Genomic DNA, 14,688 nt, shown 5'->3' with positions numbered 1-14,688 from the left:
CTCGATCCCTCCACTGTTAGGCTGGGCCCCATGAGCGACCTGCTGGAACGACTTCGCGGACGCGGCTGGCGCATGACGGCGCAGCGGCGTGTCGTGGCCGAGGTCCTCGACGGGGACCACGTACACCTGACGGCGGACGAGGTCCACGCGAGGGCCGTATCGAGGCTGCCCGAGATCTCACGCGCCACCGTCTACAACACCCTCGGCGAGATGGTGTCCCTCGGTGAGGTACTGGAGGTCTCCACGGACCGCCGGGCCAAGCGCTACGACCCGAACGCGCACCGCCCGCACCACCACCTGGTGTGCGCCCGGTGCGGAGCCATCCGGGACGTGCACCCCGCGGGCAACCCGCTGACGGCCCTGCCGACCGAGGAGCGCTACGGCTTCATGGTCTCCGGCGTCGAGGTGACGTACCGCGGCATCTGCCCGAACTGCGCCGCCACCGCCTGAGCCGACCACCGCGGGCCCGCCTTCGGGCGGGCCTCGGCCGTCACCTCTCCGGACATGACGAAGGCCCGGATCCCAAGGGATCCGGGCCTTCGTCTTTTCAGTAGCGGGGACAGGATTTGAACCTGCGACCTCTGGGTTATGAGCCCAGCGAGCTACCGAGCTGCTCCACCCCGCGTCGTTGAATGCAACATTACGTCAACGGGTCGGACGGCGCAAATTCATTCACACCGGCCCCCGGGGGGCCCGGCTTTCCGGCGGCAGGCGGTTCCGGTGTTACGCGGTCAGCTCCTGGTGCAGCGCCTCGCGCAGCCGTGCGGCCCGCTCGGCCACCTCGGCCGGGCCCAGCTCCACCGCCCGCGCACACCAGCGCTGCCCCTCGGTCAGCTCGCCCCGCCGGGCGGCGAGGAGCGCCAAGCGCAGCGCGGCACGGCCGTGTCCGGCGCCGGCCGCACGGCTCCACCACAGGGCGGCCTCCCGCTCACTGCCCTCACGGGCCAGCAGCAGCCCGAGGTTGAAGGCCCCGTTGCGGCTGCCCGCCTCGGCCGCCTCCCGGTACCAGTGGGCGGCGCTCTCCACGTCCCCCCGGGCGGCGGCGAGCATGCCGACCCGGACCTGGGCGCGGCGGTGGCCCTGCTGGGCGGCCCGCTCGTACCACTCCTCGCACTCGGTCTTCTCCGGCGTCGGCTCGCCCAGCGCGGGCGGTCCCGGTGGCGGCTGGCGCGCGTCCAGCACCCCGGCCAGCCGGAACGCGGCCTCGGCGCTGCCGCCGCCCGCGGCACAGCGCAGGTGCCGCTCGGCCTCCCGGTCGTCGCCGTCGCGCAGCAGGGCCATGCCGACCTGGAGCGCCGCGTCCGTGTGCCCGGCCGCCGCGGCGCGCTCGTACCAGCCCAGCGCCGTACGGTCCTCGTCGCGCCCGGCGTGCAGGATGCCGAGGTTGAAGGCCGCGTCGACGCTGCCCGCCTCGGCGGCCTTGGAGAACCAGGGCTCGGCCCCCGTGTGGTCGCCCGCCTGGAGAAGCAGCACCGCGAGCGCGTTGGCGGCCTCGCGGTGTCCGGCGTACGCGGCGCGGCGGTACCACTGCTCGGCCTGGGGGTTGCGGTCCTGGGCGGCGCAGAGCAGCCCGAGGTTGTACGCCCCGTTGACGTCACCGGCGTCCATCGCGGCCCGGTACCAGCGTTCGGCGGTCTGCTGCTCACCGCGTGCGGCGTGCAGCGCGCCGAGCGCGTTGGCGGCGTTGCCGTCGCCGTCCTGGGCAGCGCGCAGCCACCACACGGCGGCGCTCTCCTCGTCGCCGGCATCGCGCAGCAGGAAGCCCAGCGCGCAGGCGGCGCGCGGCTCGCCGTCCTTGGCGGAGGTGAGATACCAGCGTCCGGCCTCCTTGAGCTCGCCGCGCTGCTCCAGGATCGCGCCGAGGTGCAGGGCGGCACGCCGGTGACCCCTGGCGGCGGCCTGGCGGTACCACTGCTCGGCCTCGCCGACCCGGCCGGCGGCAGGGCCCGCCACGGGACTGTCACCATCGGCCGCGCTCTTGGCACCCGCGCTCCTGGCGCTCGCGCTCCTGGCCGCTGCGGAGTCCGTCGCCCGCGGGTCCGGGGCAGCGGGCACGGGCGGGTCGCCGGGCAGCCCCAGGCCCGTCCCGGTCCGCCCGGAGGCGGCGCCCCGGCCCAGGCCGAAGGCGTCGTGCGGGTCCTCGACAGCCTTCCGCTCCAGGGCGCGGGCCAGCCGGTAGGCGGCCTCGCGGTGCCCCTGCTCGGCAGCGGCGCGCAGCCAGCGCTCGGCGCCGACATCGCTGCGGTGCTCCAGGAGATCGGCCAGCGCGTACGCGCCCAGCGCGTGGCCCTGCTCGGCGGACTGGCGCAGCCAGTACTCCGCGCCGGGCTCGTCGCCGCGCTCGCGGAAGTGCCGGCCGAGCGCGTGCGCGGCGGCGGCGGATCCGGCCACGGCGGCGATGCGCCACCAGCCCGCGGCCTCGTCCGGGTAACCGCGCTGGTTCAGCAGGACGCCCAGGTTGTTCGCGGCGGCCCGGTTCCCGTCGGCGGTGGCGGCGCGCAGATACCGCTCGGCGCTGTCGAGTTCGCCCCGGCGCAGCAGCAGCGCGCCCAGGACGCTCATGGACGTGGTGTCCCCCGCGTCGGCGGCACGCCGGTGGCGCGCCTCGCTCTCGGCACTGTCCGCGGCGTCGACCGCGTCCGTGGTGTCCTCGTCGGGCGTGCTCGTGGTGGCGCCCGGGGCAGTGGCGCCGGTCCGCTGGACCGGTGCGCCCGCCCCGGCGATGGCGGCAGCGAAAGCCGCGTCTACCGCGCTTTCCGCATCTTGGCCGCGCTGCTGCACAAACCGCCCTGTCTCCAACAGAGTTGCCCTGTCCCCCATAAATACCATCGTCGCACCACCTGTAACCCACGCACACTTGATATACCGCGGCCAGTGAGGTCACTACAGCGTTTTGTCGACATGCCCACAGGGAGACAAGTCAAACACGCCCGGAGGCAACTGCTGCCCAGCGAACCGCACTTCACGCCGACAGCTTGGGACCGACACGGCCCGCACACCCACCGGGCACGACGAAGGCCCGGATCCCTTGGGATCCGGGCCTTCGTCTTTTCAGTAGCGGGGACAGGATTTGAACCTGCGACCTCTGGGTTATGAGCCCAGCGAGCTACCGAGCTGCTCCACCCCGCGCCGTTGTGTTCAAACCGTACCACGACGCGGGGTGGACTCTTCTCAGCTTCCCTGGTCGGAGCCCTTGTCCGCTCCGTCGGCCGCATCAGGCTTCCGCGCCGGATCCGCCTGGTCCGCGTCCGCCGGTGTCCTGGCGCTCGCGGGCTCGGCCGAGCTGTCCGGCTTGGCGTCACCCGCCGGCTTCTCGGCGTTGTCGGCCTTGTCCCCCTCACTGCCCGCCTTGGGCTGCGCGGCGGCGGCTCGTTCCAGGGCCTCCTGAAGAGCCTCCTGGGCCTTGCCGTAAGCCGGCCAGTCCTGCTCCTGCAGCGCCTTCTCGCCGTCGGAGTACGCCTTCTGGGCGTCCGCGATGGCCTTCTTGAGCGCGGCGCTGCCGGTGGCCGGGGGCTCGTCGGTCTCGCCCGGCGGCTCACTGGGGTCGGGCGGTGTCGTGGCTCCGTCGTCCTCGACCCCGAAGACGGCGTTGAGCGCGTCTCCGAGGTTGTTCTCGAAGACGATCTTCGAGCCGTACGAGGCGGCCACCTTGCGTAGCAGTGGGTAGTTCTGGTTGCCACCGCGCGTGTAGACGGGCTCGATGTAGAGGAAACCGCCCTCCAGCGGAACCGTCAGCAGGTTGCCGTACTCGATGTCCGAGTCGGTGCCCTTGAGGTTCCTCACGAACTCCGCGACGTCGTCGATGCCGTTGAGCTCACTCTGTACCTGGCCGGGGCCCTTCACCGTGGAGGTGACTCTCAGCAGCCGCATCTGCCCGTAGTCCTTGCTGGCCGCGTCCGCGTTCACCGCCATGAAGGCCCCCAGGTTGGGGCGCCCTCTGGGAGTGAACGTGGTGGTCAGCGAGAACTCCTGGTCGTCCTGCCCAGGCATCTTCATGCTCAGGTAGTACGGCGGGACGGAGCCCGGCTCCTTGTTGGTCGGATCGTCCGGCACCTGCCAGGCGTCGGAGCCGCTGTAGAACTGCGCGGGGTCCTCGACGTGGTAGCGGGTGAGCAGCTCGCGCTGGACCTTGAAGAGGTCCTGCGGATACCGCAGGTGCTCCATGAGGTCCTGCGGGATGTCCGTACGGGACTCGACCGTGCCCGGGAACGCCTTGCGCCAGGTCTTGAGGACCGGGTCCTCGGTGTCCCACTCGTAGAGCTTGACCTTGCCGTCGTACGCGTCGACGGTGGCCTTCACCGAGTTGCGGATGTAGTTGACCTGGTTCTCCTGGGCGACAACCGCGCGCTGGTTGGTGGTCAGCGAGTCGGCCGTGGTGTCGCCGAGCGTCGTCCGGGACGCGTACGGGTAACCGTTGCTCGTGGTGTACGCGTCGACGATCCACTGGATCCGGCCGTCGACGACCGCCGGGTAGGCGTCGCCGTCGATGGTCAGCCACGGGGCGACCGCTTCGACGCGCTCCTTGGGCGTGCGGTTGTACAGGATCCGCGAGCCATCACCGATGGCTCCCGAATACATGATCTGCGGCTCGCTGAGTGAGACCGCGTACGCGGCACGGTTGAAGGCGTTGGAGAGACTGACCCCACTGTCACCCTTGTAGCTGGTGGTCTTCTCGCCGTCCTCCTCGTAGTCGAGCTCCTTCTGGGGCCCGCCGACGATGGAGTACTGCTCGGTCTTCTCGCCGTAGTAGATCCGCTGCTCGTACTTCCCGAACTCACCGGTGGAGGGCAGGCCCGACTCGGTGAAGTCCGGAGACCCCGTCGGGTTGGTGCCGGTGGTGGTGCCGCGGGCCGCGATGGCGCCGTAGCCGTGGGTGTACGTGAAGTGGTCGTTGATCCAGTTCCGCTTGGGCAGGCCCTGAATGTTCAGCTCACGCAGACCGATGACGGTGTCCTGCTCGTTGCCCTCGTCGTCCTTGTAGCGGTCGACGTCCAGCGTCTTGGGGAACTGGTAGTAGTTCCTCTTCTGCTGAAGCTGCTGGAAGGCCGGGGAGACGACGTTGGGGTCCATCACGCGGTAGCTGGCGGCGGCGTTGGCCGCGGCCCGCAACTTGGTGTCGTCCTTCGTGGTCGCCTGACCGTCGTAGTCGTCCACCTTGGCGTCATCGATGTCGTACGCGTCGCGTGTGGCATTGATGTTCTTCTTGATGAACGGCGCTTCCTTGGCCTGCTCGTTCGGCTGGACCTGGAACTTCTGCACGATCGCCGGGTAGAGCCCGCCGATCAGGATCGCCGAGAGCACCATCAGACCGAAGCCGATGACCGGGAGCTGCCAGGTGCGACGCCACAGCGTCGCGAAGAACAGCACCGCGCAGATCGCTGCGATGCAGAACAGGATGGTCTTCGCCGGAAGATAGGCGTTGGCGTCGACGTACCGCAGGCCCGTCCAGTTGTCGGTGGCCTTGAAGTCACTGGACTTCACGGCCAGCCCGTACCGGTCGAGCCAGTACGCCACGGCCTTCAGGGAGACGAAGACGCCGAGCAGCACCGAGAGGTGACCGGTGGCCGCCCCGGTGGCGCGGGCGCCGGGGCTGGTGATGCGCAGCCCGCCGTACAGATAGTGGGTCAGCGCCGCGGCGATCAGCGAGAGTACGGTCGCCGCGAAGCCGAAGCCCAGCAGGAAGCGGTACCACGGCAGGTCGAAGGCGAAGAAGGCGACGTCCAGCTGGAACTGGGGGTCCTTCTGCCCGAACGGCACGCCGTTGACGTACAGCAGCCATGTGCGCCACTGGCCGGAGGCGGAAGCTCCGGCGATCAGTCCGACGAGCGCCGTGACGGCGAGCAGCACCCACTTCTTGTGGGGGGCGATGCTCATGCGGTAGCGGTCCAGGCTCTGCTGTTCCAGCGACATCGCGCTCAGCGGCGGCCTGAGCCGGTGCGCGAGCCAGATGTTCACACCGATGGCGATCGCCATCAGCAGTCCGAAGACGAGGAACAGTCCGATCTTGGTCCACAGAGTGGTGGTGAAGACGGATGAATACGCGACCGACCTGTACCAGAGCCAGTCCGTCCAGAACCCGGCGAACATGACGAAGGCCATGGCGAGAACCGCCAGGACACCCAAAGTCATGAGCAGGGTACGGGCGCGCCGGGACGGGCGGCCGACTCTGATCCGTGGCCCGGTCGGGCCTCCGCCGCGGTCCGGCATCTGGAAAGCCAACGTGCGCACCTCGAAGTTCGCGGTCGTGTGGACAGGCCCAGCGATCCTAGAGCCCACCTATGCAACTTACTGAAGCTTTACCTAGTTCCCGTTCCGGGGTCGGAAGGAGGCAGGATATTGACCATGCCCAACGTTTCCCCCGCAGGACCCCCGATGGCCGCGAGTCCGCTCACCGTCGCCGTCCTCGAAATCGACGCCTATGCATCCAACCTCGGCTGGGACCAGCCCGCCCGGCTGTTCGCCCTGGTCGACACCGCCCGACTGCGGGTCCAGGAGCCCGGTCTCGCCGCTCAGCTAGGCCTTGAGGACCCCAGTTCCTCCGTCGCCGCGCTCACCCCGATCGAGCAGGACGAACTTCCCCCGGGCACCGCGCTCGACGACTTCCTCGGCACGATCGCCTGGCCCGACGCCGTGGTCGGCTGCGCCATGACGGTGGAACGGCTGATGCTGCCGCCGTCCGCCGAGGCCTCCGTACCGGAAGGTCTCAGCGACAAGCAGCTGACCCAGTGGGTGGCCAAGCACCCCGACCGGCAGGAGGTGCGGATGACCGTGGCCGTCCTGCGGGACGGGGCCCGCGAGTCCGCCGTACGGCTGCGCGAGAAGGACTCCCCCACCGAGGTGCTGACCGGCGCCGGTCTGGTGCCCGGCCTCGCCGAGGCGCTCGCGGCGACGTTCGAGTCCTGATCCGGCCGCCGCCCGGGGCCGTACGGTTCCCGGGCGGCGCGGCCGTCAGCCGGTCGCGCAGCTCGGCAGGCCTGCGGTCTTCCCCGTGCGGATCTGCTCCAGCGACTTCGTGGCGTCCTCGATGGTCTTGACCCGCACCAGGGTGAGGCCGCTGGGGGTGTCGGCCGCGGCCGACGCGCAGTTGTCGTCGGGCGTCAGGAAGTAGCGGGCGCCGGCGTCGCGGGCGCCGACCAGCTTCATGTTGATGCCGCCGATCGGGCCGACCTCGCCCGCGTCGTCGATGGTGCCGGTGCCCGCGACGAACGAGCCGCCGGTCAGATCGCCCGGGGTGAGCTTGTCGATGATGCCCAGGGAGAACATCAGCCCGGCGCTCGGCCCGCCGACGTCCGCGAGCTTGATGTCGATCTCGAACGGGAACGTGTGGTCCGTCCCGGCCCTGATCCCGACGATCGCCCGGTCCTTCCCGCCCTCCTCCGCGGCGGGAGCCTTCGCGGTCCTGATGGTGATCTTCTCGCCGCCCTCGGGTTCCCGGCCGGCCTTCTCCGCCGCAGCGGCCTCCTTGGCCGGAACGATGGTGAAGGTGACGTCCTCGCCCGGCTGGTGCTTGGTGACGAGCTCCGCCACGTCGCCGGGCTCCTTCACCGCGGTGCCGTCGACGGCCTTGATCACGTCGCCCGCGTGCAGCTTGTCCTCGGAGGGACTGTCCTTGACCACCGTGGAGACCACGACCCGCGTGGCGACCGGGATCTTCAGCTCGTTCAGGGCGGCCACCTTGGCGCTCTCCTGGGACTGGCTGAACTCCTCGGCGTTCTCCTGGGTGGACTCCTCCTCGGTCTTGCCGTCCGGGTAGAGCGTGTCGTGCGGCACCACGACGCTGTCATGGGCCAGCCAGCCGTAGACGGACTCGAAGATGTTCATCCGGTAGTCCGCTCCGGTGACGCGGACCGTCGTCATGTTGAGATGGCCGGAGGCCGGGTACGTCTTGCGACCGGAGATCTGCAGTACGGGCTCGCCACGCGCTTCACCGAGGGTGTTGACCGTCGGTCCGGGAGACATCTCCGCGTACGGCACTTTGATCAGCACGCCTGCGCAGAGCAGCGCGATGAGGACGAGGGTGGAGGCGAGCATCGTCGCGGTGCGGCGTGGCATGGAACGACAGTACGGGAAGGGCCTGTCAGTGCACCGCCGGGGCCGGTCCGTACGAGGCGACCGGAACGCGGCGGAAGGTGGTCACGCGGCGTGCGGCGGTCTCAGAGAGCCTCGGAACCGGAGTGCGATTTCTCCATCGCGTCACGGAACCTTGCGTAGCCGGCGAGTTCCGTGACATCGCCGGTCGTGCGATTACGGGCAGCCCAACTCGCCCATATCGCACCGCCGACAGCAGCGAAAAGTGGAATCAACAGCCAAGCGAGTGCCGCCATCACTACCTCCCTACCCCATGAGCGACCGGATACCCGATCAGCAGATTAACGATCCGGAAGACCAACGCTCGTGGCGGGGGTGCGGTTACGCAAATCGGGGCTGATGCGCCCCGGGGCGGTTTGCGCTCAGCAGGCTCCGACCCACTCCTCCGTGCCGTCCGAGAACCGCTGGTGCTTCCAGATCGGAACCTCGTGCTTGAGGTCGTCGATGAGCTTGCGGCAGGCCTCGAAGGCCTCGGCGCGGTGCGGGCAGGCTACGGCGACGACCACGGCCAGATCGCCCACCTCCAGTTCACCCACTCGGTGGACGGCCGCCAGGGCACGGACCGGGTGGTCGGCGACGACCTTCTCCGCCACTCGGCGCAGCTCGTCCCCGGCCGAGGGATGACAGGAGTAGCCGAGCGCGCCGACGTCCTGTCCGGAGTCGTGGTTGCGCACGGTGCCGACGAAGAGCGCGATGCCGCCCGCCGCGTCGTCGCCGACGGCCCGGAAGACCTCGTCGACGGAGAGCGGGGCGTCCCGGATCGCCAGCAGCCGGATGGGGTCCGCTGCCGCGTGCTCGCCGGGGTGGTCGTGAGTGCGTGCCATGCTCCCATCGTGCCGTACGGCACCGACATCCCGGAATTGCCTGTTCTACCGGCGGTCGGCCGGCCGGTTTGGAGCCTCCTACAGGCCCGCGGGCACGGTGACGGTCAGATGCGGCGGCGGGCCTTGCGTGCACGGCGGACCACGGCGGCCGCGCCGAGCAGGGCGACCGTGGCTCCGGCGGCTCCGGCGGCGGTGGCGTCCTTACGGCCGAGGCGGCGTCCGGCGAGCGTGTGGCGGCCCTCGACCTCTTCGAGGAGGGCGCCGAGCACCTCCTCGTTCGTCCACTTCGGCCGCCATCCCACGTCGTGCAGCCTGCTGACGCTGACCACCCAGGGGTGCATCGTGTACGCCAGGTCGCCCGCCGGGGACGGGGTGAGGCCGATCCGGTGCAGCCGTGCGGCGGCCCCGAGCGCGACGGCGGAAGGCAGCTCCATCCGGCGTACGCCGCTGAGCTCCTCGACCTCCTCCTGCTCCAGCCAGCCGTCGCAGCCGACCGCGAACTCGCCGTCGATCTTCTCCAGGGCGGCGTACTCCAGAGCCGTCACCAGGTCCTCCACGTGGCAGAACTGCCAGGTGGGGCGCGATCCGGCGACGACCAGGAGGCGCGGGGACTCGAAGTAGCGGGTCAGGGCCGTGTCGGTGCCGCCGACCAGGACGGTGGGGCGCACGACGGTGACGTTGAGCCCGGGGTGGGCGCGCGGGGCCCGGCGGCCGAGCCGCTCGATCTCCAGGAGGTCGCCGACGCCGGTGGCCTCGGCGGTGGCGCGCAGCTCGGCGTCCTCGGAGAGCGGCACGTCGTTGTCCTCAAGCGCCCCGTACACCATCGCCGAGGTGCACAGCACGACCCGGTGGACCCCGACGGCGGCCGCGGCGGTGAGCACGGTCTGGGTGCCGCGTACATTGTACGCGGTGCGGGCGGCGGGGTCGGTCTCCAGGTCGAGATCGAGGGCCAGGTGCACGACGACGTCCGCGCCGCGCAGCTTGTCGGCAATGGCCGGGTCCCGTACGTCCAGGATGTGCCAGGTCGCCTCGGAGACCTCGCCGCGGCGCTCGTCGATCGCGATGACCTGCTTGATCGCGTCGGATGCGGCGAGGTGGGCGGTCAGCAGTTCGCCGATGCCGGTGGCGGCGCCGGTGACCGCGACGACGGGGCCCCGGTTCCTGGGGGTTCTGGGGCGCTTCTCTTCAGATGTGTTCTCGGGCGAGGGGTCGGTCAGGTTTCGCGCTGCGCAAACCTGCGGATCTGGGGAACTCACCGGGCGTCTCCAGCGGTTGTCTTCAGTACGTACCCGAATGACGCGTACGTACCAGGTGGCGTCCATCCTGCCGCAGGCCGGGAGTCGGCGGAGCACTGAGGCCCGAAGCGGGCGTGGTGTCTACGCTGGATGGTGATGTCGGGCAGTCGCCGTCGGTTCGAGCCGGCGGCCCTACGAGCCGAGGAAACCCGTGAGTGACACCCCATTCGGATTCGGCCTTCCGCCGGAGGAGCCGGAGAACGGCGACGAGGGCAAGAAGAAGGATCCCACCGAAGGTGGGCAGAGCGCGGGCGGGCCCGGAGGCCCGTTCGGATTCGGGCCGGGGGCGGGCGGGGACAACCCGTTCGCCGCGATGTTCGGCTCGATGAATCCGAACGATCTCGGCGCGGCCTTCCAGCAGCTCGGCCAGATGCTGAGCTACGAGGGCGGTCCCGTGAACTGGGACATGGCCAAGCAGATCGCCCGCCAGACGGTCTCGCAGGGCGCCCCGGACGGCACCCAGGACGCCAGCGTCGGCCCGTCCGAGCGCACGGCGGTCGACGAGGCGCTGCGGCTGGCGGACCTCTGGCTGGACGGCGTCACGTCGATGCCCTCCGGTTCGGTCTCCACCGTGGCGTGGAGCCGCGCGGAGTGGGTCGAGGCCTCGCTGCCGGCCTGGCAGCAGCTGGTCGACCCGGTGGCCGAGCGGGTGGGCCTGGCGATGGGCGATGTGCTGCCCGAGGAGATGCAGGCCATGGCGGGCCCGCTGATCGGCATGATGCGCTCCATGGGCGGCGCCATGTTCGGCCAGCAGATCGGGCAGGCCGTGGGCGTGCTGGCCGGTGAGGTGGTGGGTTCCACCGACATCGGGCTGCCGCTGGGGCCGGCGGGCAAGGCCGCACTGCTCCCGCTGAACGTGGAGAAGTTCGGCAAGGACCTCAGCGTCCCGCAGGACGAGGTCCGGCTGTATCTGGCCCTGCGCGAGGCCGCTCACCAGCGGCTCTTCGCTCATGTGCCGTGGTTGCGGTCGCATCTGTTCGGTGCCGTCGAGGCGTACGCCCGCGGCATCAAGGTCGACACCAGCAAGCTGGAGGACGTCGTCGGCCAGTTCGATCCCTCGCAGCCGGAGCAGTTGCAGGATGCCCTTCAGCAGGGCATGTTCCAGCCCGAGGACACACCCGGGCAGAAGGCGTCGCTGGCCCGTCTGGAGACGGCTCTCGCGCTGGTGGAGGGCTGGGTGGACGCGGTGGTCCACGAGGCCGCGAAGTCCCGGCTGACCTCGGCCGACGCGCTGCGCGAGACGATGCGCAGGCGCCGTGCCACCGGCGGACCGGCCGAGCAGACGTTCGCCACGCTCATCGGTCTCCAGCTGCGCCCGCGCCGCCTGCGGGACGCCTCGCGCCTGTGGGCCTCGCTCACGGACGCCCGGGGTCTGGAGGGCCGGGACGCGCTCTGGTCCCACCCGGACATGCTGCCGACGGCCCACGACCTGGATGACCCGGACGGCTTCGTCCATCACGAGCAAGCGGACTTCTCCGAGCTGGACAAGATGCTCGGCGAGGCGGCGAAGGGGCGCTCGGGCAAGCCGGCGCCGGAGGGCGAGCCGAAGCCGAAGCCCGTCGAGGACAAGGGTGACGGCGAGGACGAGGGCAAGGACGGCCGCGACCAGTGACCCTGCACGACGACGCCACCCTCGTACTGAAGGGTTACGCCCCCAAGGACGGGGCCGGCGACCAGGCGGAGCTGCGCCAGGTCTACCTGGATCACCTGGCGCAGCACGACGACGGCATGTGGAAGGCGTGCGGTGCCGGGCACGTGACGGCCAGCGCCCTGGTGATCGATCCGGAGCGGGAGAAGGTGTTGCTGACCCTGCACCGGAAGCTCCGGATGTGGCTCCAGATGGGCGGCCACTGCGAGCCGCGGGACGCCGGCCTTGAGGCGGCGGCGCTCCGTGAGGCGACGGAGGAGTCCGGCATCACGGGGCTCACCTTGTTGCCCGGCGGACCGGCCCGGCTGGACCGGCACCCGATTCCGTCTCCCTGCAACTGGCATCTCGATGTGCAGTACGCGGCCCTGGCTCCGGCCGGAGCGGCGGAGCGGATCAGCGAGGAGTCCCTGGAGCTGCGCTGGTTCGGCTACGAGGACGTGCCCAAGGTGGCCGACGCGTCCGTCGTACGGCTGCTGGAGGCGACGCGGGTCCGGCTGTAGCGGCAGGCTGAGCAGCTGTGCGTAAGGGGCGGCCTCAAGGGAGGCCGCCCCTTACCGCTGTGCTCCGCGAGTACGGGTCAGTTCCAGGCGTTGTTCTGGTTCTGGCCGTGCGCGCCCTGCTGGCCCATGCCGAACTGGGCGGCGGCGCCCTGGCCGATCTGAGCGTTCTGGGGAGGCATGACCTCACTCGGCTGGACCAGGGCGAAGCCCTGGCCGAGGAAGCTCAGCTCCCAGCCCTCACCGGTGTTGCCGCGACGCCGGAAGACACCGGCGGAGTGCGTCTGGGCCTGCATCTGCACGCGCAGGGAGCTGGACCAGGCGACGATCGCGTCGGCGTCGGCGTTGACGTACTTGTCGGGCGTGACCTGCATCATCAGCGGCTGGCCCGAGGTCATGAGGGCGACCTTGCCGGTGCCGGAGATATTGAGCTGGTACTTGCCGCTGCCGGAGATCCCGTACTGGCTGTCCACCGCGATGACCTCGGTGTGCAGCGAGGAGTCGAGCGCGAGGACGTACGAGCTGTCCACGGTCATCCCGTCGCCGTCGACGTCCACGACATGGATGTACTGCGCGAGGTTGGCGAGGTACACGGTGCCCTGGCCGGACACACGCATCAGGTCGAGACCCTCGCCGGTACGTGCGCGGGCGCTCCGCTGGCCCTGGGACTGGTATTCCCCGTCGAAGTCCATCAGGCCCTGGTAGGCGACCATCGCGCCCTTGCGGGCGAGGACGTCGTCCTGACCGGTCAGCGAGACCCGCAGGAGCTGCGGGTTCTGGATCGCGTACCGGTCCTGGGTCTGCTGCTCGGTGTGGCTGAAAAGCGGACTCTGCATGATGTGTTCTCCCTCCCCGTCAGTTCCGGACCCGCAGGCGGTCCGTGCTGTCCTCGCTCGGCTGGACGACGACGATGCCCTGGCCGGAGAAGCCCATCTGGTACGCCTCGCCGCTGCCGCGGCCGATCAGCGAGCCGGCCTTGAAGCTGCGCTTGCCCTTCACCTTGAGGTTCGGGGACCAGGCGACGAGCGCGTCCGGGTCGACATACGTCTCGTCCTCGCCGCGTCCGCAGTCGACGACGATCGGGGTGCCCCGGGAGGTGATGGCGACCCATCCGGTGCCCTGGACGACGACGTTCCACAGACCTTGTCCGGCGAACTTGGCCATCCCCTTGACCTTCTCGACGCCCCAGGTGAGGTGGGCGTCGAAGGCAAGGAGGTTGGTGCCGTTGACCGAGAGGGAGTCGTTGTTGAGGTTGATGACGACCACGTCGGCGCCGTAGTCGGCGAGGTAGAGCAGCCCGTCGCCGGAGCACTTCATGACGGGTGCGCCCTCGCCGGTGATCCACTGGGAGGCGATCTGCCGGGCGGCGGGCGGGTTGGGCTCGTACTGGATGAAGCCCTCGTACGCCACCATGGAGCCGGTGCGCGCGAAGAGGTCCTGCCCGGAGGCCATGGCGACCTTGAGCATGGTCTTGCCGTGGTTCTCCATACGGGCCGTGACAGGGGTCGGGGCGAAGCCCGCGAGTTGCTGGTTCATGACGGGCTCCCTCAGACCTCGTAGGGCTGGACGACGATGAAGTTGCCGGGGGCACCCCGGAACTGGAGGTTCACGGTCTCCCCGCTGTGTCCGGGGTACGCGTTGCGGCGCAGGCGGACCTGGCTGGAGACGATCACCTGGGAGGCGGCCGACCAGGCGACGACGGCGTTGCAGTCGGCGAACGTGGTGGGCGTGACCGGCAGGACGACCGGGGTGCCGTGGGTCTTCACGATCACGGTTCCGGTGCCCTGGAACAGCATGGTGAACAGCGCGCCGCCGGGGATGCCATGCCCCTCGACCCTGCGGACCTCGTACTGGAGGGACTCGTCGAAGGCGAGGACGCTCTCGGCGGAGACGCAGATGCCATCGCCCTGCAGCTCGATCGGGTGCAGATGCACGCCTTCCTCGGCGAGGAAGACCTGGCCGCGGCCGGTACAGCGCATCAGCTGCATTTCCTGGCCGGTGGCGTTGCCCACGGCGCGGCCGACGAATCCGGCACTCTTGTAGCCGAAGTCCACCTTGCCCTGATACATCACCATGCTGCCCTGGCGGGCCAGGACTCCGGATCCGCCCATGGTCAGGTCAACCCGCATGAGCTGCTGGTTCTGCGGGGTCCAGCGCTGCCCGGTCGCGGTCTCCTTGTACGGCTGCAGGGCCGCCTGGAGGCCCGAGCCCCCGGCCGGCACACCCTGCGGGACGCCCGGAGGCATGCCACCGGGGGGCTGCTGACCGTACGGGGCCGGCGCGGGCTGACCGTAGGGCGCGGGGGCCTGCTGACCGAAGGGAGCGGCGGGCGGGGC

General features: G+C 70.3%; 12 protein-coding genes and 2 tRNA genes. 4 read left to right on the top strand and 10 right to left on the bottom strand.

The genetic code is table 11. The annotated features are described in order from the left end of the window. The first annotated feature begins 30 nt into the window (after positions 1-30). The gene (locus tag B9S58_RS22350) at positions 31-450 is read left to right on the top strand and encodes a Fur family transcriptional regulator (protein WP_103533869.1); all 420 of its coding nucleotides are present in this window, start codon (positions 31-33) and stop codon (positions 448-450) included. Between the two features lie 101 nt (positions 451-551). Here the strand turns inward: B9S58_RS22350 and B9S58_RS22345 are convergent. From B9S58_RS22345 to B9S58_RS22330, 4 genes are all read right to left on the bottom strand, one after another. Then, positions 552-625 (bottom strand) — tRNA-Met (locus tag B9S58_RS22345). A gap of 98 nt (positions 626-723) precedes the next feature. Next, entirely contained in the window at positions 724-2,829 is a 2,106-nt protein-coding gene (locus tag B9S58_RS22340; RefSeq protein ID WP_103533868.1) for a tetratricopeptide repeat protein, read from the bottom strand. A 226-nt stretch (positions 2,830-3,055) separates the two neighbouring features. Then, a tRNA-Met gene (locus tag B9S58_RS22335) sits at positions 3,056-3,129 on the bottom strand. A 42-nt stretch (positions 3,130-3,171) separates the two neighbouring features. After that, a complete protein-coding gene (locus tag B9S58_RS22330; RefSeq protein ID WP_103533867.1) occupies positions 3,172-6,207 on the bottom strand; it encodes a UPF0182 family protein in 3,036 nt (1,011 codons plus the stop codon). Positions 6,208-6,342: 135 nt separating this feature from the next. Between B9S58_RS22330 and B9S58_RS22325 the strand changes: the two genes are divergently transcribed. Beyond that, on the top strand, positions 6,343-6,903 hold the full coding sequence (locus B9S58_RS22325; RefSeq protein ID WP_258044885.1) for a PPA1309 family protein: 561 nt from the start codon (positions 6,343-6,345) through the stop codon (positions 6,901-6,903). 45 nt (positions 6,904-6,948) lie between these two features. Here the strand turns inward: B9S58_RS22325 and B9S58_RS22320 are convergent, their stop codons facing one another. From B9S58_RS22320 to B9S58_RS22310, 3 genes are all read right to left on the bottom strand, one after another. Continuing rightward, a complete protein-coding gene (locus B9S58_RS22320; protein WP_103533865.1) occupies positions 6,949-8,052 on the bottom strand; it encodes a PDZ domain-containing protein in 1,104 nt (367 codons plus the stop codon). Positions 8,053-8,450: 398 nt separating this feature from the next. After that, the gene (locus tag B9S58_RS22315) at positions 8,451-8,912 is read right to left on the bottom strand and encodes a molybdenum cofactor biosynthesis protein MoaE (protein WP_103533864.1); all 462 of its coding nucleotides are present in this window, start codon (positions 8,910-8,912) and stop codon (positions 8,451-8,453) included. A 104-nt stretch (positions 8,913-9,016) separates the two neighbouring features. After that, a complete protein-coding gene (locus B9S58_RS22310) occupies positions 9,017-10,168 on the bottom strand; it encodes an SDR family oxidoreductase (RefSeq protein WP_103533863.1) in 1,152 nt (383 codons plus the stop codon). Between the two features lie 190 nt (positions 10,169-10,358). On the opposite strand from B9S58_RS22310, the gene B9S58_RS22305 reads away from it, so the two are divergent. Further along, a complete protein-coding gene (locus B9S58_RS22305) occupies positions 10,359-11,819 on the top strand; it encodes a zinc-dependent metalloprotease (RefSeq protein ID WP_103533862.1) in 1,461 nt (486 codons plus the stop codon). Beyond that, the gene (locus B9S58_RS22300; RefSeq protein WP_103533861.1) at positions 11,816-12,355 is read left to right on the top strand and encodes an NUDIX hydrolase; all 540 of its coding nucleotides are present in this window, start codon (positions 11,816-11,818) and stop codon (positions 12,353-12,355) included. The genes B9S58_RS22305 and B9S58_RS22300 overlap by 4 nt, the downstream gene beginning before the upstream one ends. Positions 12,356-12,432: 77 nt before the next feature. Here the strand turns inward: B9S58_RS22300 and B9S58_RS22295 are convergent, their stop codons facing one another. The 3 genes from B9S58_RS22295 to B9S58_RS22285 form a co-directional block, all read right to left on the bottom strand. Beyond that, positions 12,433-13,188, bottom strand: a complete 756-nt coding sequence (locus B9S58_RS22295) for an AIM24 family protein (protein WP_103533860.1) — start codon at positions 13,186-13,188, stop codon at positions 12,433-12,435. A gap of 19 nt (positions 13,189-13,207) precedes the next feature. Next, the gene (locus B9S58_RS22290; RefSeq protein WP_103533859.1) at positions 13,208-13,888 is read right to left on the bottom strand and encodes an AIM24 family protein; all 681 of its coding nucleotides are present in this window, start codon (positions 13,886-13,888) and stop codon (positions 13,208-13,210) included. A gap of 11 nt (positions 13,889-13,899) precedes the next feature. Further along, the coding region (locus B9S58_RS22285) for an AIM24 family protein (protein WP_146063550.1) at positions 13,900-14,688 on the bottom strand (789 nt) is incomplete at its 5' end.

The sequence above is a fragment of the Streptomyces sp. SM11 genome (assembly GCF_002910905.1).
Taxonomy (GTDB): Bacteria; Actinomycetota; Actinomycetes; order Streptomycetales; family Streptomycetaceae; genus Streptomyces.
This window is presented reverse-complemented; position numbering and strand designations above follow the sequence as displayed.